29 protein-coding genes are annotated in these 22,589 nt (G+C 36.7%); 8 read left to right on the top strand and 21 right to left on the bottom strand.

Annotation, left to right across the window (positions count from 1 at the left end):
- Window positions 1-133: 133 nt before the first annotated feature.
- The 4 genes from corA to H514_RS0113290 form a co-directional block, all read right to left on the bottom strand.
- Window positions 134-1,084 carry a magnesium/cobalt transporter CorA gene (corA, locus tag H514_RS0113305; RefSeq protein WP_027447406.1) on the bottom strand — a complete coding sequence of 317 codons (951 nt, stop codon included), beginning with the start codon at window positions 1,082-1,084 and terminating at the stop codon, window positions 134-136.
- A 128-nt stretch (window positions 1,085-1,212) separates the two neighbouring features.
- On the bottom strand, window positions 1,213-1,398 hold the full coding sequence (locus H514_RS0113300; RefSeq protein ID WP_027447405.1) for a hypothetical protein: 186 nt from the start codon (window positions 1,396-1,398) through the stop codon (window positions 1,213-1,215).
- A 69-nt stretch (window positions 1,399-1,467) separates the two neighbouring features.
- On the bottom strand, window positions 1,468-2,130 hold the full coding sequence (locus H514_RS0113295; RefSeq protein WP_027447404.1) for a haloacid dehalogenase type II: 663 nt from the start codon (window positions 2,128-2,130) through the stop codon (window positions 1,468-1,470).
- A 66-nt stretch (window positions 2,131-2,196) separates the two neighbouring features.
- Window positions 2,197-2,907 carry a VOC family protein gene (locus H514_RS0113290; RefSeq protein ID WP_027447403.1) on the bottom strand — a complete coding sequence of 237 codons (711 nt, stop codon included), beginning with the start codon at window positions 2,905-2,907 and terminating at the stop codon, window positions 2,197-2,199.
- Between the two features lie 224 nt (window positions 2,908-3,131).
- On the opposite strand from H514_RS0113290, the gene H514_RS0113285 reads away from it, so the two are divergent.
- Window positions 3,132-3,623, top strand: a complete 492-nt coding sequence (locus H514_RS0113285) for a DUF2512 family protein (protein WP_027447402.1) — start codon at window positions 3,132-3,134, stop codon at window positions 3,621-3,623.
- A gap of 145 nt (window positions 3,624-3,768) precedes the next feature.
- Complete coding sequence (locus H514_RS0113280; RefSeq protein ID WP_027447401.1) at window positions 3,769-5,058, top strand: MFS transporter; 1,290 nt, start codon at window positions 3,769-3,771, stop codon at window positions 5,056-5,058.
- Between the two features lie 50 nt (window positions 5,059-5,108).
- On the opposite strand, the gene H514_RS0113275 is transcribed toward H514_RS0113280, so the two are convergent.
- The 13 genes from H514_RS0113275 to H514_RS0113215 all read right to left on the bottom strand — a co-directional run bounded on the left by H514_RS0113275 (window position 5,109) and on the right by H514_RS0113215 (window position 14,318).
- Window positions 5,109-5,525 (bottom strand): GNAT family N-acetyltransferase, encoded by a 417-nt coding sequence (locus tag H514_RS0113275; protein ID WP_027447400.1) that lies wholly within the window; start codon window positions 5,523-5,525, stop codon window positions 5,109-5,111.
- Window positions 5,526-5,683: 158 nt separating this feature from the next.
- Window positions 5,684-5,911, bottom strand: coding sequence for a sulfurtransferase TusA family protein (locus tag H514_RS0113270; RefSeq protein ID WP_027447399.1), 228 nt, complete (start codon window positions 5,909-5,911; stop codon window positions 5,684-5,686).
- A 23-nt stretch (window positions 5,912-5,934) separates the two neighbouring features.
- Window positions 5,935-7,062: an MBL fold metallo-hydrolase gene (locus H514_RS0113265; protein ID WP_027447398.1), complete on the bottom strand. Its 1,128-nt coding sequence runs from the start codon at window positions 7,060-7,062 to the stop codon at window positions 5,935-5,937.
- Between the two features lie 18 nt (window positions 7,063-7,080).
- Window positions 7,081-7,638 (bottom strand): sulfurtransferase TusA family protein, encoded by a 558-nt coding sequence (locus H514_RS0113260; protein ID WP_036843105.1) that lies wholly within the window; start codon window positions 7,636-7,638, stop codon window positions 7,081-7,083.
- Between the two features lie 23 nt (window positions 7,639-7,661).
- The gene (locus H514_RS0113255) at window positions 7,662-7,961 is read right to left on the bottom strand and encodes a rhodanese-like domain-containing protein (protein ID WP_027447396.1); all 300 of its coding nucleotides are present in this window, start codon (window positions 7,959-7,961) and stop codon (window positions 7,662-7,664) included.
- A 15-nt stretch (window positions 7,962-7,976) separates the two neighbouring features.
- Complete coding sequence (locus H514_RS0113250; RefSeq protein ID WP_027447395.1) at window positions 7,977-8,345, bottom strand: rhodanese-like domain-containing protein; 369 nt, start codon at window positions 8,343-8,345, stop codon at window positions 7,977-7,979.
- A gap of 105 nt (window positions 8,346-8,450) precedes the next feature.
- Window positions 8,451-9,020: a class I SAM-dependent methyltransferase gene (locus H514_RS0113245; RefSeq protein ID WP_027447394.1), complete on the bottom strand. Its 570-nt coding sequence runs from the start codon at window positions 9,018-9,020 to the stop codon at window positions 8,451-8,453.
- A gap of 80 nt (window positions 9,021-9,100) precedes the next feature.
- Window positions 9,101-9,490, bottom strand: coding sequence for a DsrE/DsrF/DrsH-like family protein (locus H514_RS0113240; protein ID WP_027447393.1), 390 nt, complete (start codon window positions 9,488-9,490; stop codon window positions 9,101-9,103).
- A gap of 215 nt (window positions 9,491-9,705) precedes the next feature.
- Window positions 9,706-9,885: a hypothetical protein gene (locus H514_RS0113235; protein WP_027447392.1), complete on the bottom strand. Its 180-nt coding sequence runs from the start codon at window positions 9,883-9,885 to the stop codon at window positions 9,706-9,708.
- A 24-nt stretch (window positions 9,886-9,909) separates the two neighbouring features.
- A complete protein-coding gene (rsgA, locus tag H514_RS0113230; protein ID WP_036843103.1) occupies window positions 9,910-10,950 on the bottom strand; it encodes a ribosome small subunit-dependent GTPase A in 1,041 nt (346 codons plus the stop codon).
- Between the two features lie 159 nt (window positions 10,951-11,109).
- Window positions 11,110-11,931, bottom strand: coding sequence for a VanW family protein (locus tag H514_RS0113225; protein ID WP_027447390.1), 822 nt, complete (start codon window positions 11,929-11,931; stop codon window positions 11,110-11,112).
- Window positions 11,932-12,565: 634 nt separating this feature from the next.
- Window positions 12,566-13,345 (bottom strand): ABC transporter permease, encoded by a 780-nt coding sequence (locus H514_RS0113220; RefSeq protein WP_027447389.1) that lies wholly within the window; start codon window positions 13,343-13,345, stop codon window positions 12,566-12,568.
- A complete protein-coding gene (locus H514_RS0113215; RefSeq protein ID WP_027447388.1) occupies window positions 13,338-14,318 on the bottom strand; it encodes a daunorubicin resistance protein DrrA family ABC transporter ATP-binding protein in 981 nt (326 codons plus the stop codon). The genes H514_RS0113220 and H514_RS0113215 overlap by 8 nt, the downstream gene beginning before the upstream one ends.
- 165 nt (window positions 14,319-14,483) lie before the next feature.
- Between H514_RS0113215 and H514_RS0113210 the strand changes: the two genes are divergently transcribed.
- Window positions 14,484-15,197, top strand: coding sequence for a nucleotidyltransferase domain-containing protein (locus tag H514_RS0113210; RefSeq protein ID WP_027447387.1), 714 nt, complete (start codon window positions 14,484-14,486; stop codon window positions 15,195-15,197).
- Between the two features lie 174 nt (window positions 15,198-15,371).
- Here the strand turns inward: H514_RS0113210 and H514_RS0113205 are convergent, their stop codons facing one another.
- Window positions 15,372-15,728, bottom strand: coding sequence for a hypothetical protein (locus H514_RS0113205; protein WP_027447386.1), 357 nt, complete (start codon window positions 15,726-15,728; stop codon window positions 15,372-15,374).
- A gap of 445 nt (window positions 15,729-16,173) precedes the next feature.
- Between H514_RS0113205 and H514_RS0113200 the strand changes: the two genes are divergently transcribed.
- From H514_RS0113200 to H514_RS0113180, 5 genes are all read left to right on the top strand, one after another.
- Window positions 16,174-16,464: a YrhK family protein gene (locus H514_RS0113200; RefSeq protein ID WP_027447385.1), complete on the top strand. Its 291-nt coding sequence runs from the start codon at window positions 16,174-16,176 to the stop codon at window positions 16,462-16,464.
- Entirely contained in the window at window positions 16,464-17,210 is a 747-nt protein-coding gene (locus H514_RS0113195; protein WP_027447384.1) for a metallophosphoesterase family protein, read from the top strand. Before H514_RS0113200 ends, H514_RS0113195 begins: the two co-directional genes overlap by 1 nt.
- Before the next feature lie 3 nt (window positions 17,211-17,213).
- Window positions 17,214-17,939, top strand: a complete 726-nt coding sequence (locus tag H514_RS0113190) for a hypothetical protein (RefSeq protein ID WP_027447383.1) — start codon at window positions 17,214-17,216, stop codon at window positions 17,937-17,939.
- A gap of 13 nt (window positions 17,940-17,952) precedes the next feature.
- Entirely contained in the window at window positions 17,953-18,693 is a 741-nt protein-coding gene (gene nfsA, locus H514_RS0113185) for an oxygen-insensitive NADPH nitroreductase (protein WP_027447382.1), read from the top strand.
- A gap of 68 nt (window positions 18,694-18,761) precedes the next feature.
- Complete coding sequence (locus tag H514_RS0113180; RefSeq protein ID WP_036843102.1) at window positions 18,762-19,505, top strand: NAD-dependent protein deacylase; 744 nt, start codon at window positions 18,762-18,764, stop codon at window positions 19,503-19,505.
- 230 nt (window positions 19,506-19,735) lie between these two features.
- Here H514_RS0113180 and H514_RS0113175 read toward each other — a convergent pair whose 3' ends face one another.
- From H514_RS0113175 to H514_RS0113160, 3 genes are all read right to left on the bottom strand, one after another.
- Window positions 19,736-20,455, bottom strand: coding sequence for a hypothetical protein (locus H514_RS0113175; protein ID WP_027447380.1), 720 nt, complete (start codon window positions 20,453-20,455; stop codon window positions 19,736-19,738).
- A gap of 487 nt (window positions 20,456-20,942) precedes the next feature.
- Window positions 20,943-21,371 carry a hypothetical protein gene (locus H514_RS0113170; RefSeq protein ID WP_027447379.1) on the bottom strand — a complete coding sequence of 143 codons (429 nt, stop codon included), beginning with the start codon at window positions 21,369-21,371 and terminating at the stop codon, window positions 20,943-20,945.
- 744 nt (window positions 21,372-22,115) lie between these two features.
- Window positions 22,116-22,475 (bottom strand): hypothetical protein, encoded by a 360-nt coding sequence (locus H514_RS0113160; protein ID WP_027445099.1) that lies wholly within the window; start codon window positions 22,473-22,475, stop codon window positions 22,116-22,118.
- Between the last annotated feature and the right edge of the window lie 114 nt (window positions 22,476-22,589).

Raw genomic sequence — 22,589 nt, 5'->3', positions numbered from 1 at the left:
CCCGCCGCTCTCCACTAAAGTAACGGAACCATACTCAACTTATCTCGAATCCAAGTCTTCAAGATAAGGGGGCTAATGTGGAATCATGATTAGTATTAAAAAAGGCTCAGAGTATAATACTCTAAGCCTTTTGTTAGTCAAACCATCCTTTTCGTTTAAACCATACAAACATTAAAATGGCTACGGTAATCATAAATCCCAAAACGATAAAGTAGCCGTATCTTGCATCCAATTCAGGCATGTACTTAAAGTTCATTCCATACACACCAACAATAAACGTTAGCGGCATGAAAATTGTAGAGATTACTGTTAAAATCTGCATGGTACGATTGGTTTCATGCGAGTTTAACGACATATAACTATCCCGTATATCCTGAGTCATTTCTCGATTTGATTCAATTAGCTCCGCAACCTTCAATAGATGATCATGGATATCAGAAAAGTACTCTTTTCGAGTTTGAACACCATCCAAATGATGAGAGCTTAACATTCGATATAATAGATCACGCATTGGATGAACGGTTTGACGTAATGTTAACAGATCAGCACGTGTATCAAATAATTGCTCCAATAAGCGCTCCATTGATAATTGTTTTGTATTATCCTCTATATCATTGATATGGTCTTCAATCGCATAAACAATTGGGAAATAGTTATCAACCACTTTATCTAAAATCTGATGTAAAATTTGATACTCTTCCCATTTAGAAGGTGATTTCATACGTTTTAACCGATTCCAGACTTGCTCAATCTCAGGAGATGTATGTTTATGATATGTAACAAGGTAACCATCTCCATTGAACATATCGATCTCTTCTTTTCCTAATGTTTTAGAATTTAATGCATGGATCACAAAAAATGTGTAATCATCAAAATAGTCGAGCTTCGGCCTTTGTAGCGTATGAATACAATCTTCAATCGCCAAAGGGTGAAAGTTAAACACAGTATCTAACTTCTCGGTTTCACTAGGTGTTGGTTCTGCAAAATCTACCCAAAACCATTCAATGGAATCTTCCAGCAGCCGTTCCAAAGGTAAATCTTTATGTAATTGATTATCTTTTGTTAACGCAAGTGATCGGATCATAACCTTCCCCCTTTCTTAACCATTCTTTCAAAAAGATATACTTATTATAGTAACACTACCAGAATCACCTTAAACTTCAAATGAAACAAAAAGAAAAACACTTACAGATAAGTGTTAAGAAAAGGTAATTATGTTGATCCCCCATCCATTGGAATTGGTGGAACGTGACGATTCTTCTCTTTTTCTACCTCTGGATCAAAGGGTGGTTGTACGTGTCCATTCTTCTTTTTCTTTTTTCTTACATCCTTAATGACAAAGTAAGTAAAAGTCACGAACAAGACAAGAGCCCATAGTCCATTTACAAGAAAAGACATTAGAAAACCTCCTTTCGTTCAGTTTATCATTTACCAATAAAAAGTAAACTGAACGAAAGAAGGTCTACTTTATTTCCATTTTAAAATTCCACTTAGATCTTCAAACTCATGGTCAGGTTCTAAACCAATTTCAGGCCATATACTTTTCCCACGATTGATCCAGGCAGTCTGAAAACCAAAGCTTTTCGCACCCGTTATATCCCATGGGTTACTGGACATAAAAAGAACATCTTCTGGTTCTAAACCAATTTGATCCGAGGCAAATTGATAAGCTCTTGGGTCTGGTTTATACACTTGAATTTGATCAGCACTTAATAAACCTATTTCGCCTTCCATACTGTTGTTTTCCAATAATGGTTCAAGCATTTCCATCGTACCATTGGAAAAGATCACAAGTTCATTTTGATTACGATTCAAATCGGTAAGTACATGATTTACTTCATCATATGGTTTTAAGTGAGAATAAGCTTCCATTATGGCTTCAATTTGATCAAAGGAGTAATTCACCTTATTAATCTTTAACGCATCGACTAACGCCCATCTTGTTATATCATCAAAGGGTTGGTAACCATCAATTAGCTGTCTGATAAAAAAGTAATGAACTTGCCTACTTCTCCATTGCTGACTGATGGCTTCTCCTTTATCAGGAAATAAGTCATTTAGCTTATCCATGACTGTGTGAACATCAAACAATGTTCCATAAGCATCAAACACAAAAGCTTTAGCATTCATGTAGATAGGGCCTCCTCTGGACACATGTGAAACTAGGTTTTGTACGATTAGGTTGTTTCATTCATGTTAAACTAATTGAACGCGTACCTTATGCCCTTCTCCATCAATAAAATGGAAAGACTCTCCATTTTCAAACTCTTCAACTGCGATACCTGCATCTTTTAATGTTTGATAATCCTCTTGAATATTATTAGAGCCTAATGTGAATGGATGATTCATTTGTGTAAACAGATCTGTGGGAATCTCCACAAGCGTAATCTGCAAATGATCTAAAGTAATGGCTCTTAGCTCACCGTACATCGGTGTTGGAAATGTGAAGCTGTTTAATTCAATAGCTCCAAGATGGTCCTTGTACCATTGATAGGCCCTTTCTAAATTTTGTACAGGTAAGAAGTATCCCCCTAAATGCATAAATGATGCAGCCTCAAGCCCACCTTCCCAACCTACAATTCCAATTTGTAGTTCATTAGGGTCCGTAACTTCGTAAGATAACATATCATAAAAGTCAGTAATATCTGTAAGCTTACACCCTTTTAGAAACAAGTCTCTATGTAAATTCTGTGGATCATAAACATTCAAGTTGATCGGACTAAATGGATAAGCATGTTCTTCTTCACTTTTATAAAATACTAATTTAGCCCCTTTAGAGAATGAAAATTTTACTTCATTTGGTTGAAATTGATTCGCTGAGATTTGAAAATGATTTTCATACCATGATTTTGTTTCTTCTAGATTTTTTGAAGGAATTCGAATTTCCTCTAACTGACGAATTGCCATCTCTATCACCTCTCCTTTTTTGCTATACCCTGTTTGCTGATTTATTAACCTTCTAGAAAGAATTTATAAAAAATTCAGATAATTTAGCGCAATAATAAAGGGATATTCCAAATTTATGTAAATCATAACATAATTTACGTTTGATTTGGGTGTAGATCCGAAATTGATTAAAACAATTACCGTGAATAATCCAAAAGAAGAAGAAAAAAATAAGTGTGGAGGTGTTGAAACTGAAACACATAAAAGCATTAGGAATAAAATGGGTCATTCTCATCGTTGCTATTTTCCCTATTTATGGGATTATTACGTACGCTTCACTGCTCAATATAATGCTCATTAGTGTTGTGTTATTGGGAGTTACTTATATTGTTGGGGATCTCTTTATTTTAAAAAGGTTTGGTCTTATTGTCACTTCAATTGCAGACCTCGTTTTATCTTTTGGCATTCTTTATACTTTTGGTTATGTCATAAATGGGATACCAACCCAGACCTTCACACCAGCTGTAGCTGCAACAGGCTTCATTGTAGCCTTTGAAACGTTCTTCCACATTTATATGGAAAACCAAGTTCTTCAACTAGGTTCACATGTTTATGATAAAAGACGGCAAACGCTTGTTCCACAAAAGTTACGCGTTGAAGCGTCTGAGGAGCTGTTCCCACACGAAGGCGGAAAAAAAGAAGGACAAAAAGAAGATACACATAACCCTGAAGAGTAAGCAGTCTAAAGTTTTAGGCTGCTTTTTTTATGCACTTTCCTCCATCCGCCTCTAGACTGAGTAAGATTCAACCCGCGGCTAGGTGGCTTCATTTGATTTTTAGATTAAAATAAGAATATCAAATTGTTGGAGAGGACAGATACAAATGAAAGATACATTTGCAGTTTTTAAAAAAATGAACTTTACAAAGGTGTTTCTCGCTGCTATTACATCCAGACTCGGTACTATTGTTGGAATGACAGCTTTCACATTCTACTTACTGGACCGCTTCTCTAGTCAACCATTTTATGCAACGTTCACAGAGATGATGTATTCAGCTCCAACATTGCTGGTTTTCTTTTTAACAGGTGTAGTTGCTGATCGAATGGATCGTCAAAAGGTTGCCTATTATAGTGACTTTATCTGTGCAGGCTTATCCATTGTATTGATCGGTGCTATTATGACAGAATTTATGCCTTTTGTATTCCTTGTATTATTTTTACGTAGTGCTGTAGCTAAGTTCTTTGCTCCAGCTGAAATGAGCTTAGTTCAAGGTATTTTAGATGAAGAGGAGTATTCTACTGCAGCTGGTTTAAATCAAATGGTTGCCGGGGTTTTCAACCTTTTTGCTACAGCATTAGGGCTTGGAGCGTATTGGGCATTAGGAGTTCATGGAGCGATTATTGGAGACGCTGTTACATTTTTGATATCTGCAATCTTAATTATGTCATGTACGATTCATGAAGAAGCTCGTCTTCCAAATGGATCCCATCGTATCAAGGATTTAAATTTCTCATTTATCTTTAAAGAATTCAAAGATGGATTACTGTACATTCTAAATCATAAACTTTTGATGGCACTCATTGCTGGTTTTTTCATTCTAGGTATCGTAAACGGCGGATTATCTGTTATGCCGCTGTATGTCTTAAAGTACAAATTGACTCCTGATGACTATGAACAATGGGCTGTCGTACTTGGAATTATTTTCGGAGTGTTTATGATCACAGGTAGTATCCTTGCCTCCATAGTGGCTAAAAAATTAAAGCTTTATACTTGTCTATCATTGGGGTTAGGTATAGCCGGTATTTTCTTAGTTGCTAGTGGTTTAGTGCCGACAGTTACATGGTTTTTAATTTTAACTGCTTTTGTAGCTTTAACGATTCCTTTAGCGAACATCGCTATTGGAGGTTGGCTACCTTCTATTGTAGATCGTAAAATGATGGGCCGTGTAGAAAGTTGGATTACGCCAGTCATGATGATTTCTCATACAGCTACATTAGGAATTATTTCAATTGGCTTTCCGAAATATTTTTCTATTTCCTCTCTGTTTTACTTTTGCGGAGCAGTTTTAGCTCTAGTTGGTATCCTTTATTATTTGATTTTGCCAAAATTAAGTAATGACTTTGATGAGCGTAAGTCTGTAGAAAAAGAGCAGCCAGCACCAGTGAGTTTGTAAAAATGACAAACCCGTTATCCTAGAATGAGGATAGCGGGTTTTTAAATTGCTTATATTCTTTTCATGAGATAGGAACGACTGTGTCCTCTGGGGTGATCTTCAACCTTCCCAAATTCTTCATAGCCATTGTTCTTGTAAAACTGAGGTGCTTGGAAGCTGAATGAGTCCAGTATGATTAAGTAATAGTTTTTCTCTTTTGCATATGCTTCTAATTGGTGAAGCAATTGTTTTCCGTAACCTTGGCCCCTTAAAGATTCATCTACCCACAGAAAGTCAATATGCATGTGATACCAAAATGCTTCCCCTGTAATTCCCCCGAGTAATTGACCATCATCATCCCTCAGCATAAAACTCACCTGATCAAGTGGTGATTTCGCTTCATCTTCAAGCATTTTCATGTTATGTTCGATGACTTTCTTCTTGATATAGGCACTGTCTTCTTCATTCCACTGTTTGGATATTTGCATAGGTCACTCTCTCCCCCTCAGACAAAAGTATATACATTATAGCAGATTATGCGACTGATGGGTTGTATCTGGCTTACATGCGGAGCCCTCCCAATTCTGTGAGGAACTCCCCATAATAAAAAGCCCCTTCTCAGAGAAGAGGCTTTTCTTCATATTTATTAACCTTTTTTAATAAAGAACGTGTACACGCCATCTGCTTCAGAAGAATCTAGAAGCTCATGACCAGTTGATTCAGTCCATGCTGTTAGGTCTGCTTTTGCACCTGCGTCAGTTGCTTGAACTTCTAGGATTTCTCCGCTTTCGATTTCTCCTATTGCTTTCTTTGTTTTCACAATTGGCATTGGGCATGCTAGGCCTTTTGCGTCTAATACTTTTGCTGCGTTCATTGTTCATCTCTCCCTTTTATAAATTAGTTAACTGCGCAACGGTTAGGACCGATTTCCATTTCGCGTTGCTTTTCATCTTCTGGGTTGATTTTACCCATGTTCACCTGACGAATTTCTTCGTAACTATTTGGCTGTGGTGGTAGGTTTTCCGTAACCATCTTACGGAACTCTTGCTCATCATCCACATTTAAACCAGAGTTATCTTTGTAAAGATCTCCAAGTTTTTTCGCTACGACTCCTGAATCAGCCATCTCACTCATTTTGCTAAAGTGAGCTGGCAGTACAAGAAGATCGTTTGAAAGTTCTTTATAACGGCTGTAAAGTGTGTTTCTTAGATCACCAACCCAGTCCTCAGCTTTACCAGCAAGGTCAGGGCGTCCGATTGATTCAACAAATAGAATATCACCTGTTAGAAGGTATTGATCATCAATAATGAAAGAAGTTGAACCAATTGTGTGACCTGGTGAATAGATGGCTTGCACTTTAATTTTCGTATTACCTACTTCGATTTCAGTACCATCTTCAAGACCATTGTAATCAAACTCTACTTCAGTAGCGTCTTTTGGAGGAAGCCAGTATGAAGCATCTGTTTCCTCAGCAATTTTACGACCGCCTGAGATGTGGTCTGCGTGAAGGTGCGTATCTGCAACATGTTTGATTGTTAGGGATTTATCTTCAGCAAAATCAAGGTACGGTTGAATCATACGGTTTGAGTCAATAATCATTGCTTCACCTTGACTTTCCACAAGGTAAGACAGGCAACCTTTACCTAGACGTACGAACTGATAAAGCTCTCCGCCATCCGAAAGATCCCCAACTTTAACTGGCTCAAGGTATTCACTCCAAGCCTTCATTCCACCTTCAAGGTAGGAAACCTCTTTAATTCCCGCTTCATCAAGCATGTCTGCTACCATTTTAGAAGAACCTTCTTTTGCACAAACAACTAGTACGTCTTCATTTGGGAGCTCTTCAACAATTTCTTCAACTCCATCTAATAGGTCAAAGTACGGCTTATTAATAACGTGAATCGAATTACCTTCGATTTTCCAATCTTTATATTCACTTTCGTTACGCACATCAAGTATGAAAAGCTCTTCTTGATTCATGACTCTTTTCGCTACTTGCGCTGCTGTCATTGGTTTAATCATAATCCAATTACCCCCTATTGTTTACTGTTCTTGTTTCGTCTCTCCGCTCCACTCTTTCATTCCAGGAATAACGTTATAAGCATTGTGTCCCTGCTTAGCTAGCTTTTGAGAAGCTAGATCACTTCTGCTACCTGTACGGCAAACGACATAAACTTCCTGGTCTTGATTTAATTCGGATAAACGTTCATCAAGTTCACCAAGTGGAATATTGATCGCACCTGGGATGTGACCAAATGCATACTCTGCAGGTTCTCTTACGTCTAGAACCGTTACATCTTCAGAAAGTTTATTTTGTAATTCTTCATTTGAAATGGTCTGATCATGTTTCTTTTCTTCTTGATCCTCATCATCTTTACCCTTGCGAAGATAATGCTTTAGGACTTCTCCTTCTTCTACAGTACCTAAATACTGATGACCAGCATTTTCAGCCCAAGCTTGAATATCAGCTTTAGATCCCTGATCAGTTGCAAGAATCTCCAGGACATTTCCTGCTTCTAAACCCGTAATTGCTTTTTTCGTTTTAACTATAGGCATAGGACAAGCTAAGCCTTTTGCATCAAGCGTTTCATTTGCTTTCATCGTGATTCCTCCCTATCAGTCAGTTACTCTTTTTTACCTTCCCAACTAAGCATGCCGCCTTCCATGTTGATTACATTGTAGCCATGCTCTTCTAGGAATTGTGTTGCTTTTCCACTACGGCCACCAGAACGGCAAACCATAATATATTCTTTATCTTGATCAAGTTCATCTTTACGATCTTCAATAGATCCTAGAGGAATGTGTTTAGCTCCAGGAATTTTTCCTTCTGCTACTTCTTCATCTTCACGTACATCAACTAAGTTTAAGTTTTTACCTTCTTCTTCTAGCTTTTTACGAACTTCTTCTGCTGTCATTGTTTTCATGAAAAATTCCTCCTTCTATTTTTTCCAAGCATTCATGCCACCTTGCACATTTGTTACTTCAAAACCGTTCTTCTTTAATGTGCGAGCGGCTGCAAGGCTTCTTGCACCACTCTGGCAAATAACGACTACTTCCTTATTTTGATCCAATTCACTTAAATCTTGCTTTAGTTTTTGTAAAGGATAATTTTTAAACCCTTTAATATGGCGAGATTGAAACTCACCAGGAGTTCTTACATCAATCCATTGCTTTTTGTTTTTATTTTGTTTTAGATCTTGATCTAGCTGTTCTGTAGTCACTTGATTAACACCCTTTGGAGGGCGAATAGTTCGAACGAGTAGAAAAACAGCTACTAAAATTAATGCAATTGTAATGAGGCTTTCCATTTGCAACATTCCCTTGAAATATTTTTACCTTAACCCCTATGGGTATATGTTAACAAAAAATTTAAATTCGTCAAGGGGGAAGGGGGGTATTTTTAACCCCACCTATTATTTCGTTGCACGTATATAGTAAACTTCTTCGTTCAAGTGCCCTACCTCTACATCGAACCCTGCTTTCGCAGCTTGCTCAGCCATATGGTTAGCTGAAATGCGATGATTTAATGGCGGGCCTTGATCAGCTTCAACTCTTTCCCAATCAAGAATGAGTAAACTACCGTCTTCAGTGAGGATTCGGTGTGTTTCTAATAATGATTGATGCAAGTCAGGTACCTCATGCAGTACAAAGGCAGCGACTGCTCGCTCATAAGCTCCATCAGGCAAATTCAATGACTCTAAACTGCTTTGCAAACGATCAATATTTGTTAGTTTTTCATCAACTGCTCTGGCTTCTAAGAGCTCGAGCATTTCAAATTGTAGATCGATCGCTGTAACCCGGTCTGAAGTTTCTTTAGCAATTGGTATAGTTAGATATCCATTACCTGCACCTAAGTCAGCTACTTTTTCTTTCCCTTCCAATTGCAGCAACTTAAATACCTCTTCAACTGGAACAGTTTCTTGTCGTTTAGGATCTAAAAGTTTTTCTGCTTTTTCATAATTGAACACTTTATCTTCAGACATAAATGATCTCCTTTCTAAAAGGGACCTCTTTATGAGGATCACCTATAACCCTTTTACCAAGGATCGTTTACTCTTAAACATTAGAATGTTAGGGAGACATCAGCGTCTTTCGCAAATCCAAGGTAAGTAGCTGCACCGCCTACTTCCGTTCCTTCAACAAAGTCTTCTTTTTTAAGATTCATAACATCCATCGTCATTTGGCAAGCAATAAATTTAACTCCAAGGTCATTTGCTGTTTCTACAAGCTCTGGGATGGATGGAACATTCGCTTGGTCAAAACCTTCTTGATAATGTTCTTTCCCTTCAGGGAGTGGTAAATTCTTGTGTCCTTCCTTATGGATCATGTTCAGTCCTTCAAATGTGAAGAATACTTCAACTTCTGCATCAGATGCTGCTGCAGCTGTTGCAATGTTTAGTACTTTATAAGCGTCAAACGCGCCTCCGTTTGATGCGATAATAGCTACTTTCATGTTTATATCCTCCTTCATGTTTTAAAAAGTTCTTTTTAATACCCTGGTACGTATAATAATATACCCCCATAAGTATGTCAACCATTTTTAAATGTACCCTTCACATGAAGGTTTCAAACCAGTAACTTTTAATATTCCCGAATGTGTACGAAGCATTATGAAATATAAAAAAGACCCTGCCTCATTGAGAGACAAGATCTTTTGACACCTTATGGTTAATCCTTTTCAGATTTGAATTGTTTTCGTATTTCATACAGATGTTGATTGGATTGCTTCACTTCAGATACTAAATCTTCTATGTTTCTCGCCATTTTAAAAAACGTAACGATCACCACGATAATTAATACAAGATGTGCAATTTGATAAAGGACTCCCAAAAAAGCAATCGCCCCCATGTCTTATACTCCCCCCTTACAAAATCACCAGGTTCCTTTATGGATCTCTTTAACTTGTATCCGAGCAGCACGATGAGAGCCATACTTTTCTTTTAAGTCTAAGAACTTGGTTTCCCGTTGCAGTTTTAGATAACTTTTATATCGTTCTTCTGTTAAATCTCCATTTTGAATAGCTTGTTTAATGGCACATCCAGGTTCTTGATCGTGGGCACAGTCCCGAAATTTACATTGAGTAGCCAAAGCCTCTACATCTTGAAAGGTTTGGTCAACAGCATCATCCCCTGACCACAACTGAAGTTCTCTCATCCCAGGAGTATCAATCACAACTCCCCCATCCGGCACAAGAAAGAGTTCTCGATGTGTTGTCGTATGACGACCCTTGTCATCCCCCGACCGTATATCCTGTGTTTTTTGTACCTGGTCACCTATCAATTGATTCATTAATGTTGATTTCCCAACCCCTGATGAACCAATAAGAGAAACAGTCCGTCCTTGTTGCATGTAGGGCTGTAAAACCTCGATCCCATCTCGGTGAAGGGCATCAACCGCATGAACTGGAACGCCAAAAGCGATTTCTTCAACTGCTTCGATTTTTTCTTCTACGTCATCACATAAATCTTTTTTGGTTAAAACAAAGACAGGTGAAGCACCACTTTCATAGACTTGCATCAGATAACGTTCCATTCTACGAATATTAAAATCCTGATTTAAAGCATTTACAAGAAACACGGTATCAATATTTGCTGCCATTAATTGTTCCTCTTGCTTTTCCCCTGGAGCACGACGGGAAAGTAAACTTTTACGCTCAAGCACTCCATGGATAATTCCTTTATTCTCTCCAGGCATTCGTTCAAATAATACCCAGTCACCTACACATGGAAAATCCCTAGCTTCAATGGCTCGATGATAGAATCTACCGGATACCTGACACGGATATTCACCATCAGCAGAAAGAACTTTATAAATGCCATTTGCTAACGTTGAAACCCTACCAATAAGATGGGTTTCACTTTGATTTTGATCTTGAAAATATGAGTCGTAACCTAATTGATCTAAACTGTACAAATCATTTCCTCCTTGAATGGGTAGGAGGGTAATTGATTTACAGGATCAACCCCTCCTGAATCGTTTGGTTAAATAATGAGGTCTTTCGGTTCTCAACACTACTCATAAACACCACGCTCCTTTCATCATTGTGTAAAGTATAGCAAATTTTTCTAATCTTCACGAGTCTATTTTGAATACCTTTGATTCTTTAACTTTATACTTTACTTCAGATACATTGTGCATAATAAACTCTTTTTCTATGATATTTCCTGTCGTTTTATCGATGACCTCTCGATAAATATCGTTCGTTCTATAAATGATACCTTTTTTCTCAAAGAAATAGTGGTTTTCTTCTAAAACATGATAGGAGTAAGGCCAATAGTAATCACTCGATATACATCCTTTTAAATGATTATCTGTGAGCAAAAGTTTTATGTGAAAAGATTGTTGAGTGGGATTGAAAAACTGTAAATCTACATAGTTATAGAAAACTCCTGCCCCACTTCCAAAAGGCAATACACGTCCTTCATCAGGAAATGGATCGAAACTATGGTGGTGTCGTTCCACTACTTGAAGAGGAGTGTGAAGCGCCATCCAATATAAGAGATTGGCTAACTGACAAATCCCACCCCCAACTCCTTTGATAACCTGTCCATTTGATAAAAGCATGCCTTCTATGTACCCTTTCTTTCTGGAAGTCTTGCCGACAAGCTTCCAAAAAGAAAAGGTCTCCCCGGGTTGAATGACAGTCCCATCGATTGCATTTGATGCTATTTTTAAATTCGTGATTTTATTTTCCTGAAGCTTTGGATCTGAGTCACCAAGCTTTCGTCGTAGCAAAGATTGATGTTTCTTATTGGTGTAAGGATAGTCTTTGGAGGCTTTCTTATTTACTGAGAATTTCTTATGACTAAATAGAGATTGGATGTGTCTTAGTTTTCTCTTTTGAAAAATTCGAATCGGTGTTAGCCAAGGAAATACGTGTGTTATACGTTTCATTGTACCCTCCTCCTATCCAATAAATTACCGAGACCGCCTTCGTAAGATGTCGCTTAGGATCATAATATAAAACATGCATGGTGCAGCGATTATGGTAATTAAAAAATCACTTATATAATGTTGGGCATGAAGTATAACAGCACCAAGTAAACATAACAGCACCATTACATCCAAAAAATCCGTCCATCTCATGCCTTCACCCCATTTTCCTTTTCAATATCCTATGATAAAAAAGGGGCTATTGTTTCAGTTTTTATTATATCATCTATAAGGAATTTATTGGATATTAATCTATAGCACACATTATGCGATCGCTGCGGTTCCGTTCATCACCATTCGGCAAAGGTGGGCTGTGGAACGGGTTGACTCCTCCGGTAGAAAGGGCGAGCGAGATCCCGCAGGAACGAAGTGACGAGGAAGCTCGATCGGTCTTCCGAGGAAAGCAACCCGTTCCACAGCCCACCGAACTCCACAATTGCAACGGAACCACCCCGCACTAGCTTATTCAACATTCCTGCCATTTAAAGAAATAACACCAACATAATACTTCATAAAAAAAGCAGTTCAATTTATGAACAAAACATTTTTGCTCTCTAAAACTGAACTACTCTCTATGTAATTATGAAGTTTTCAATTACCCTCGACTAACAGCCTTTTTAGCTGAAACGGCAGCGAAGGTGATGGTAATCGTACATACGATGACGATTGCAAGGAAACCTTTCCCTATATCAGACCAAACCCAACCATCAATTAACACCGTGCGCATACTATCAAAAATATACGTTGTTGGATTGATCGTTGCCGCTACTTTTAACCACTGTGCTTCAATTAGTTCGTAAGGAACAAAAGTGGTACTTAAAAAGATTAACGGGAAAAAGATTAAGGTCCCCGCTTGAGCTGCCTGAGCATTTTTGGTTTTGAGAGCTACGCCTGCAGAATATCCAGCGAATGCAAGTCCCCACCCAATCGCAATCAATAAAACAACCAATACTCCAGCAAAGCCAGTTTCTACTTTTAACCCCATTAAAAACGCTACAATTAATATAAGAGTTGTCTGAACTAAAAGCTGAAGCATCCCGGCAATAATTGGACCAAGTACAATAGAGAGCCTTGAAGCAGGAGTTAATAATAACCGTGAGAAAAAACCATTCTCTATATCTTTTACAATTCCTTGTCCTGCTCCACCAGCACCACCAATAGCAGCTGAAACAACAGATACTGGTAAGATAAACGCTAAGTAATTAGCACCACCAAACGCTTCTAATTTCGATATGCCACTCAACCCACTCTCATACACCAATAAGAAAAACATGGATATGAGCAGATTAGGAATAAACGTAAATGGACTCCGAAGCGTTGTTACTACACTTCTTTTAGATAAAATCCATGTGTCTTTCAATATTCCATTACCCATGTTGAACCTCCCCTTTCTCTTCTGCTCCGATACCCTCTCCCGTTATTTTCAAGAAGATATCATCTAGCGTAGGAGAATCAACATTAATACTTTGCACTTCTACTTGTTCCTGATCTAATACGCGCACTAGTTCCATTAATCGTTTCGTCCCATTTTGTACGTACAAGATTAAGTCAGAACCTCGCTCAACTATATCAATCTCTCCTAATTGATCATGAAGCATCGCCTTAGCATGCTTGGCTTCTTCATGAATAGCAAACGACAATGTAATAAGATCATTTCCTATTTGAGCCTTTAATTCCTGGGGTGTTCCACTTGCTACAATTTCCCCACCATCAATTATGGAGATACGATCAGCTAGAAAGTCTGCTTCTTCTAAATATTGTGTCGTAAGAAAAATGGTTGTGCCTTCTTCTTTATTTAAACGTTCGAGATACTCCCAAATACTCTTACGGTTAGAAGGATCAAGCCCAGTAGTAGGCTCATCAAGAAACAATACCTTAGGTTTATTCACTAGCGTAAGAGCAAGGTCTAACCTACGACGCATACCACCTGAATAGTTCCCACATATACGATCCGCGGCTTCTGTTAGTTGAACAACTTCAAGTAACTCATTCGTTCTTTTCGTTGCTTCTTTCTGTTTATATCCAAATATACGGCATTGTAAGTGCAGCATCTCTCTACCAGTTAAACCAGGATCAATTCCTGTTTCTTGTAAAGCAACACCGATATGTTTACGTACTTCTTTAGGATTACGAATGACATCATTTTCTGCTACTAGAGCTTTTCCTGAAGATGCGTTGATAAGTGTCGTTAAAATTTGAACGGTTGTTGATTTGCCTGCTCCATTCGGTCCAAGAAAAGCAAAGAATTCTCCTTCTTGAACAGAAAAGCTTACATCTTTTACTGCCTGTACATTTCCTTTTTTGAACGTTTTAGATAAATATTCAACTTCAATTGTTCCTTTAACCATTGTTGTCCTCCTTCTTACTCCGTTCTTACATATTCGATATAAACTCTCCCTATCCTGCTATCCACCACTGTTTTTCCTTAACTAAGAGAAATAGTGGTTTTTTCTTTATAGTTTTGGCTAAATTGTTTAATATGAAAAGAATACGAATAATAGGAGGAATATGGAATGAGAGATCAAGCCTTTTTGGACGCTAAAAAAATCGTCGATGAACACTATCCGAATTGTGATGCTGCTCTTCTTGCTGGAAGCATTGTCCGAGGAGAAGGTACGAAAACGTCTGATTTAGACCTTGTGGTTTTTGATTTTTCCATCGATAACGGATATAGAGAATCCTTCTATTCTTTGAATTGGCCTGTAGAAGCATTTGTTCATAATAAAAACTCTTACAATCACTTTGTTGAGAAAGACTTAAAAAGAGCAAGACCTTCTCTTCCACGTATGATGACAGAAGGCATACCAATCAAAGGATCTGAGCATATCCACCCTTTAAAAGAAGAAGCAGCGGAACTTATTTCAAAAGGTCCAGAACAATGGGATCAAAATCAAATTGACCTTATGCGGTATGGCATTACAGATGCCTTAGAAGATCTTAAAGGTGCGACTAATCGTGCAGAAGCTATTTTCACAGTTAACTTGTTGGCAGATCAATTACATGAATTCTATCTGCGCACAAACCAACAATGGATTGGTCATGGAAAATGGGTAATTCGGGCCTTAAGAAGCTATGATGAAGAGTTTGCGAAGAAATATACAAGAGCTTTTGACCAGTATTATAGAACGGGAGAAAAAGATGAATTACTAACACTTGTTGAAAATGTCTTAGAACCTCATGGCGGGCTTCTTTTTGAAGGGTATTCAGCCGGAAAAAAACATTTTTAAATAAGATTTACCAGGAAATTTTCACGGGTAGTATAATAAATTGCTATTTCTTTAAGAACAGATTAAGTACTTTTTCTATATAATATCCATAAGAAAAAAAGGGTGTCACATCATAAGTGACAGCCCTTTTTTAATAACTTATAACGGACAGAAAATTCGCTTCCTTCCCCTATCCTACATCTGTTGTTTTCTAACACATTTGTCTATAAATGTGCAAAGGTCTCCTACCGTTTGAAATACTTCAAACTCTTCTCCATCAGGTATATTAGTTATATAATCCTGTGGAATTTCCCAATATTCTAGTAATTCATTAAGTGTTGATTGGAATCGTTCATGATCACCTTGATAAACCAACCTTAAATGTGTCTTTGTATTTAAGTTTTCAATTGGCTTTTCATATTCTTCTTGTAAATGTTCATTCACATATTTTACTACTGCCAAGTATATCTCATAAACAATGCCTTTGTTACCCGCACTGTCTTTTAACTCTTTTTTCGCTCGTCGTTTTTCAAAATTGATCAATTCCCCCATTGAACATCCACCTTTTCTTAACAAGCTAAGCAATTCGTTCATTTACATGGACAAGCGTTGCTAGAACATAACAGCTCCTTCATGATTTAGGCTAATACAATTGGTGCAATTTTTGCTGCGTTTTAATATTCTACAAAAACATTTAGTGTCATAGGTTAAGGGATTCTGCAGTTCATGATTGAGTTTCAGGCGTGGCATACCTAAAGAATGGAAGGCATTTTCATGAAATAATGCATTTGCGAGTTTATCTCGGGGATTTTATATAATAATAACATAATTGGAGTTACTTTTCACAACTATACCATCTAAAAGCTTGTTTTTAAACCCTAATTTTGTCAACTATTGTAAAGATTTCTGAACCACAATCTGACAATATTTTTATTAAAATTTTGAATTTAGAAAACAGGTGATTTGGGAAAACATGTTATGATAGGAGGGACATATAATGAAGAAAAATGATAAAGCTCAAGTAATGGATATTCATCTAGGAAAATATGAAGTCTTTTTTAAACAAATATACACCATCCTCTATAATTTAAATGATGTGTTAATAGGACTATGGTTTCTAATCGGAAGTATATGTTTCTTCTGGGAATCTACCAAAACAGCTGGTGTTTGGTTATTCGTATTAGGTAGCGCACAGTTACTTATCCGACCATTAATTCGCATTATTCACCGTATTCATTTTCAAAAATACGTTAAGAACAACCAAAATGAAGGGGAATCAAATTCATAATGAAATATGCTTTGTTAGCAGATATACATGGAAATAAACATGCTTTACAAGCTGTTTTAGAAGACCTTCAATACCAAAAGATCGATAAAATCATGTGTTTAGGTGACCTCATTGCTATTGGCCCTCATAGCAATGAGGTTTTACATACAATAATGAATATGCCTAACATCTCCATCATAACCGGTAACCATGATGAAGCCGTTTTATCTCTCTACTTTAATGAACCCTATCCAGACAGTCATAAACATGCTAAGCCACACCATGAATGGGTAGCACAACAGTTATCAGATGATCAAGCTCAGTATTTAAAAAAGAGCCCTCGTCAAATTACTGAGGACATAAATGACATCCGCTTATTATGTACACATTATGCATATAAACAAGGCATGGAATCCTCACCTATTGAAAAAGATCCATATAAAAGAATAATGGAACCCACTTCTCAAAATATGGCAACCTTATTTTCGCAAAATGATCAAGATATTATTGCATTTGGTCATCATCATCCCAAGCACGATTTTCATATTAAAGGACAACATTACATAAACCCTGGTTCTCTCGGGTGTAATGACAAGCCCCTTGCTAGGTATGCAATATTATCGATTTCGAAGGAAGGTAAATATTCTATCGCACACAAAGAGGTGCCCTATAATCGGGCACCATTATTGCAAGACTATGATGACTTATCCGTCCCTCAACGTGACGAGTTAAGAAAAATCTTTCATGGACAAGGTAGGAGTGAGTAATGAATGAAACGATTTATATTTAGTTGTTTTATATGTATGGTTCTTATAGGATGTTCAACAGAAAAAAGTAGTCCATCCATAAATCAATCGGCAGACGCAGCGGAATCCAAAGACGTTACAGTAACTGAAAAAGAACCCCCGAAACCAAAGGAAATAATCCTATTCTTAGAAGGTAATGAGAAGCGCTTTAACGTTAAAGATCTCCCACTTATTCATAAGTACGTTCAGACATCACCAGATCCGGATTTAGCAATGGCAAGAATGAGAATAAACGAAATTGAAACGCCTTTAGAAGAAACCTCTCTGTATATATTGCGTTATGCTTGTGAGGCAAAACTTTGCTCTAATATATTAATAAAAGAAACCAAAAATGAAGTTCAAACAAGATTGGTTTCAGACTTATCTCTATTCAAAACAGCGTCCATATCCCCTGATCAGGAAAAACTATTATTAACCTTCTTGGTCAATGAAGGAGATACCATTACTAGAGAAAAAGTGAACATGATTGATCTCGATAATCTCGAGACTTTATCACTCCTACAAAGTGAGGGTCAGATTGATTTAAATTTTGTGTGGCCTATATTGGATGCAACTTGGAAAACAGACGAATCCATTGAAGTATCTATTCCAAAGCTTGATAATTCTTCATTGGAAGCTCTTAAGAATTGGTATTCATTAAAACCAGAAGATCAAGAAAAGAAAACGATAGCTCTAACAATCGATGACTAAGGAGATGTAAATCGTGAATCAAACTATTGAAACATTACTACAACACCGCTCTATTCGATCATTTACAGAAGATCGTTTAACACAAGAACAAATCCATACCATCGTAGATGCAGCTCAGATGGCATCTACCTCTAGTTATATGCAAGCTTATACCATTATGGGGGTAACAGATGAAAAGAAAAAAGCAGATATAGCTGAGATTACAGGACAAGATTATGTACAAAATAACGGTCATTTATTTGTTTTTTGTGCAGACATGTATCGTCATCAAGTTAAGGCAACAGATCAACAAAAACAAGATATGATCCAGAACATTGAAAACACAGAGCACTTGCTTGTTTCCACAATCGATGCTACTTTAGCCGCTCAAAATGGTGCTATCGCAGCAGAATCAATGGGGCTAGGCATGTGTTACATCGGTAGTATCCGGAATAATATTCAACGTGTGGACGAACTATTAAATCTACCTCCACATGTTATCCCGTTGTTTGGGATGGTTGTTGGATACCCAAAAAGTAAACCTGAACAAAAACCTCGCATCCCACGGAAAGGCATTTATTTTGAAAATGAGTATAATAAGGAACAACATCATGCTTTAGATCAATTCGATGACAAGATTAGGGCATACTATGAAAACAGAAGTAACAACACAAGAAAAGATACTTGGACTGACCAAATGATACGCCGTTTCAGTAATCCAATGCGTATGGATGTGACTACTCATGTACAAAACAAAGGTCTAAACAAACGATAATTTTCACAAAATCCTTCCCTTTTGTCTGTGAACCTTCATTTGTATAATAGAAGGACTGAGGTGATATCATGTCTATTCAACAATTATCTGAACAGATACAAAAGGCTAACCACATCGCTGTTCTGACAGGCGCTGGTGTTAGTACAGCAAGTGGAATTCCAGACTTCCGTTCAGCTGACGGTATATGGGAGCAGGATCGATCTAGAGAAGATTATATGTCAAATGAGTATTTCCGTCACAACCCGATTGAGTTCTGGGCAAAATATAAATCCATTTTCCAAATGAAACTTCTTGGTAATTATCAACCGAATGCGGTCCACTATTTTCTTAAAGAGCTTGAAGATGAAGGAAAAGAAGTATCTGTGATTACACAAAATGTAGATGGTCTGCACTTAGAAGCAGGTAACCAAAGAACTATTGAGTACCATGGCACACTCAAAACCGCTTCATGTCCAACATGTAACACAACGTATGATCATGAATTTATGATGGCGCATGAAACGCCTCGTTGTACAACACTGTTTGGAAGCACTCCTTGCGGGGATGTTTTAAAGCCCGATATTGTATTATTCGGGGATCCAATTACCGAACATGACAGAGCTGAAGCCATGATTGACCAAGCTGACTTGCTTCTAGTTCTTGGCACATCCTTGTTTGTAATGCCCTTTAACTTTTTACCTGATTACGCTAAATACAGTCGCAATATCCCGACTGCTATAATCAACCGTGAAGCTACTTCAAAGGATTATATGTTTGATTATGTAATCCATGGAGATTTGACAGAAGTAATTGAAGAACTAAAAGAAACCTGACAAATTGTTAAGTAGTTCCGATACTGTGGAGAAAATCTAAAATAGCAAATGAAATGACATACTAAAACACACTACTTTTAGCACCACAAATAACAGTATAAATAGTAAAAAAAACGCTTGGGTAAAAATAACCCAAGCGTTCTCTTTTTTAGATTGTCTTGTTCAACTAAAGCACCCGTTAGTGGAACAAGAACCTTGAGAATTAACAAAAAACTCTGATTGTCGGTGGTTTATCTAAGAATGTTTTCCTCAATCCATTCAATATAATCAAAATTATTTAAATCACTTAAATCAGTAGTCTCGCTTTCTTTTAGTGGTTTATAAGATAAGAATTCACCTGAGATTTTTTCGTGTACTTCCTTAAAACCAACCACTTCTGGTATTACATTTCTATTATTAGCCTGTGACCATTGGTAATATTTTATTTGTTTTTCTTCATCTTCAAAAATTTGCACCCAACCCATTCTTAAAGATAAATCATCTAAATATTGCCTTTTAGTCTGACGAGGTATTTGTTCCAAATTTACATCAAATTGAAAAGAACATTCCCCTTTTTTTGCTTCCTCACATATAATTGGAATAACATCTGTAAAAGGTTTAAGTTCTATCCCTGGTACTCCTTCATTTCCTGTTGATTTATAAGGATAAAGACCTTCTAATCGTAAAAATACAACTGAGCCAATAAACTTTAATTCTGCTGTATTATCCGTTTCTGACTGGAAATCAGCATTGAAGGTAAGATTGTCACCCTCCCACTTAAATGAATTTAATGTCCATAGTGCCTTCGCTTCTTCATCGTATTTAACATTTGCTCCGTCAATAATTCCATCGAATTGCACTTGAATATCTTCATCTTTTACTTTATCGTCTTCTGGCTTAGCTTGGTTTTGTTCACATCCCGAAATAATTAGAATGATTGAAATTAAAATCAATGCAGAAATCTTATGCAAAAGAATAGCCCCCTGTATAAACACTCTTTATTAGTTAGACGGAAAAGCTTTTTTAAGGTTTCAATCCCATCTACTAATTTTTTTTAAAACCGTATTTCTTTTTCCACATTACTGCTCCTGTTAACACAATAGGAGCTTCCGCATCGACAACTCCTTGTTACACTATTGCACCCGTTAATACTATAAGGAAAATTTTCTATTAGATATAATAGTTGCATTATGCTATACTAGTCTCGCGATGAGCTGAATTGCATAAGACGAGATTGACGCGCCTTTATGGCAAGGCACAAATGTGGAGTGCTGTCTCTCGCCGCAATACGCAAAGACGTCCTTCATAGGACGTCTTTTATTTTGGAAAATATGCTCCTCAATATGTTAAACCTTTGTGCAGTTTTTCGTAAACATAATTTCTTCTTGCATCTGTCAATATTAACTGCCACATTTGACAGTTCCTTGTTCAGCTATTGCACCCGTTTGTTTAATAACTTTATTTCATTTGACCATTAAAATTGTATTCATCGACAATTTGAGAAACTTCTGGGTTATCTACATCTGACCAATTCGTCTCCATGAACGTTTCGCTTTTAGCATGTATTTTTGCAACAACTTTATTTGTTTCTCTTGTCATAAATTGGATATTTGCCTCTTTAATTAAATCCAAGTCTTCTCGTGGATAACGCTTTACAGCTTCCAATAATATTATTGTCTCTCTATTTACATCCATTTGTCCATCTTTATTCCATGTTCCAGCTTGGTCTATCATTGGAACTTCAATATTAAGTACGCCATCCTTAAAAACAGTTGAAATATCATAGGAAGTTTTATCATCTAAGTATTTTTGTATTTTATCTTCTTCACTTTGGGAACAAGCCGATAGAATTAAAAAAAGGAACATTAACAGTAAAAACTTTTTCATTGATTACCCATCACCTCTCTCTTTGTTTTACCATAAATATACAATAGTCCTTGTTGCACTAAACTGCCACGTTAGTTTAAGATCACTTCTTCACAATCTAATTCAAATTTTAACACAAATATCCAGTTATTATCTCCCCTTCATTATACAAGCAAGACAAAAAAAAGGGGCTTTTCTTATTCCAGAAAAGCGCCCTAAAGCGGAATACTTGAATTCGAGATAATCTTTAAATATCTTCTACCCTTATTAAGTTACTTTAACTTTATTCCATCCATCTAATTTTTGGTAATTTATTAAGTAATAAATATTTCAACCTACCATATGATATACTCTCAAATAATGAAACAAGACTTATTACTTTAAGGTAGGCAGTTTAACAATGATTTTAGTTTTATTTTATTCAATTCCTCTTATTATTTTCGGATTGTTTTATCTGCAAAAAATATTAAAGGAACCTTTTACATACGATAATTTTTTGAAAATAGGAATTGTCGTTTTCTCATTCGGTACCGCAATAGTGAATTTGTTTTTAGGATTATTTAAAATAAACCTCTTATACACCTGGTTAGTTATAATAGCAGTGTCATTACTCCCTCTATTTGTAACAAGGAGTATGTTTGAAAAGATCCGAAAATATTATGAGAACAGCTAAAAATGTTAAGTAATGAAATAAATTGATAAAGCTGCATATTCCCCTTTTCATCTTTATCTATAGCGCCCTTTAGTTGAACAAGATTCGTATTATCATTTCTTAACTTCTAAAAAGACTAATGTATATTCTTCTTTTTGAACGAATTCCCCTTGAGAACAATTCAATGAGAAATCTCCTGTAAACCAAAGGTCAACAACATCTCCTTCTTCAAGGTCTTCAAATGTGATTGCTTCGCCTGAAGTCTCTGTTAAGGATGTTTCGTTTGTTATGTTAAACCAAAAGTCTCCGCATTCACTGTTGCCTTTAACAAGTATTTTGTTATCAGACGAATCAATGTCTAAAATTTCTTCTGTATAACGGGGACCACCATCTTGATCTACTTGATCCGTATTATTACAAGATGTTAAAAAACAAGTAGCCAGTACAACTATTAATAATAAATTGCCTTTCACATAACCCCCCACTTTCGAGTTTAGATCTTCCAGCCTTTATTCAATTATCATGCTTCTTTAACACAATAGGAACTACCGCATCGACAACTCCTTGTTCCACTATTGCACCCGTTA

The sequence above is a fragment of the Pontibacillus marinus BH030004 = DSM 16465 genome (genome assembly GCF_000425225.1).
Taxonomy (GTDB): domain Bacteria; phylum Bacillota; class Bacilli; order Bacillales; family BH030062; genus Pontibacillus; species Pontibacillus marinus.
Note: the sequence above shows the minus strand (reverse complement) of the source record. Positions and strands in the feature narration are given on the sequence as shown.

What these genes read in the sequence shown, in the direction of transcription:
- corA (WP_027447406.1), bottom strand. Translation starts at nt 1,084, where the DNA reads ATGATCCGATCACTTGCGTTAACAAAAGATAATCAATTACATAAAGAT.
- H514_RS0113300 (WP_027447405.1), bottom strand. Translation starts at nt 1,398, where the DNA reads ATGTCTTTTCTTGTAAATGGACTATGGGCTCTTGTCTTGTTCGTGACT.
- H514_RS0113295 (WP_027447404.1), bottom strand. Translation starts at nt 2,130, where the DNA reads ATGAATGCTAAAGCTTTTGTGTTTGATGCTTATGGAACATTGTTTGAT.
- H514_RS0113290 (WP_027447403.1), bottom strand. Translation starts at nt 2,907, where the DNA reads ATGGCAATTCGTCAGTTAGAGGAAATTCGAATTCCTTCAAAAAATCTA.
- H514_RS0113280 (WP_027447401.1), top strand. Translation starts at nt 3,769, where the DNA reads ATGAAAGATACATTTGCAGTTTTTAAAAAAATGAACTTTACAAAGGTG.
- H514_RS0113275 (WP_027447400.1), bottom strand. Translation starts at nt 5,525, where the DNA reads ATGCAAATATCCAAACAGTGGAATGAAGAAGACAGTGCCTATATCAAG.
- H514_RS0113270 (WP_027447399.1), bottom strand. Translation starts at nt 5,911, where the DNA reads ATGAACGCAGCAAAAGTATTAGACGCAAAAGGCCTAGCATGCCCAATG.
- H514_RS0113260 (WP_036843105.1), bottom strand. Translation starts at nt 7,638, where the DNA reads ATGAAAGCAAATGAAACGCTTGATGCAAAAGGCTTAGCTTGTCCTATG.
- H514_RS0113255 (WP_027447396.1), bottom strand. Translation starts at nt 7,961, where the DNA reads ATGAAAACAATGACAGCAGAAGAAGTTCGTAAAAAGCTAGAAGAAGAA.
- H514_RS0113250 (WP_027447395.1), bottom strand. Translation starts at nt 8,345, where the DNA reads ATGGAAAGCCTCATTACAATTGCATTAATTTTAGTAGCTGTTTTTCTA.
- H514_RS0113245 (WP_027447394.1), bottom strand. Translation starts at nt 9,020, where the DNA reads ATGTCTGAAGATAAAGTGTTCAATTATGAAAAAGCAGAAAAACTTTTA.
- H514_RS0113240 (WP_027447393.1), bottom strand. Translation starts at nt 9,490, where the DNA reads ATGAAAGTAGCTATTATCGCATCAAACGGAGGCGCGTTTGACGCTTAT.
- H514_RS0113235 (WP_027447392.1), bottom strand. Translation starts at nt 9,885, where the DNA reads ATGGGGGCGATTGCTTTTTTGGGAGTCCTTTATCAAATTGCACATCTT.
- H514_RS0113225 (WP_027447390.1), bottom strand. Translation starts at nt 11,931, where the DNA reads ATGAAACGTATAACACACGTATTTCCTTGGCTAACACCGATTCGAATT.
- H514_RS0113220 (WP_027447389.1), bottom strand. Translation starts at nt 13,345, where the DNA reads ATGGGTAATGGAATATTGAAAGACACATGGATTTTATCTAAAAGAAGT.
- H514_RS0113215 (WP_027447388.1), bottom strand. Translation starts at nt 14,318, where the DNA reads ATGGTTAAAGGAACAATTGAAGTTGAATATTTATCTAAAACGTTCAAA.
- H514_RS0113210 (WP_027447387.1), top strand. Translation starts at nt 14,484, where the DNA reads ATGAGAGATCAAGCCTTTTTGGACGCTAAAAAAATCGTCGATGAACAC.
- H514_RS0113205 (WP_027447386.1), bottom strand. Translation starts at nt 15,728, where the DNA reads ATGGGGGAATTGATCAATTTTGAAAAACGACGAGCGAAAAAAGAGTTA.
- H514_RS0113200 (WP_027447385.1), top strand. Translation starts at nt 16,174, where the DNA reads ATGAAGAAAAATGATAAAGCTCAAGTAATGGATATTCATCTAGGAAAA.
- H514_RS0113195 (WP_027447384.1), top strand. Translation starts at nt 16,464, where the DNA reads ATGAAATATGCTTTGTTAGCAGATATACATGGAAATAAACATGCTTTA.
- H514_RS0113190 (WP_027447383.1), top strand. Translation starts at nt 17,214, where the DNA reads ATGAAACGATTTATATTTAGTTGTTTTATATGTATGGTTCTTATAGGA.
- H514_RS0113180 (WP_036843102.1), top strand. Translation starts at nt 18,762, where the DNA reads ATGTCTATTCAACAATTATCTGAACAGATACAAAAGGCTAACCACATC.
- H514_RS0113170 (WP_027447379.1), bottom strand. Translation starts at nt 21,371, where the DNA reads ATGAAAAAGTTTTTACTGTTAATGTTCCTTTTTTTAATTCTATCGGCT.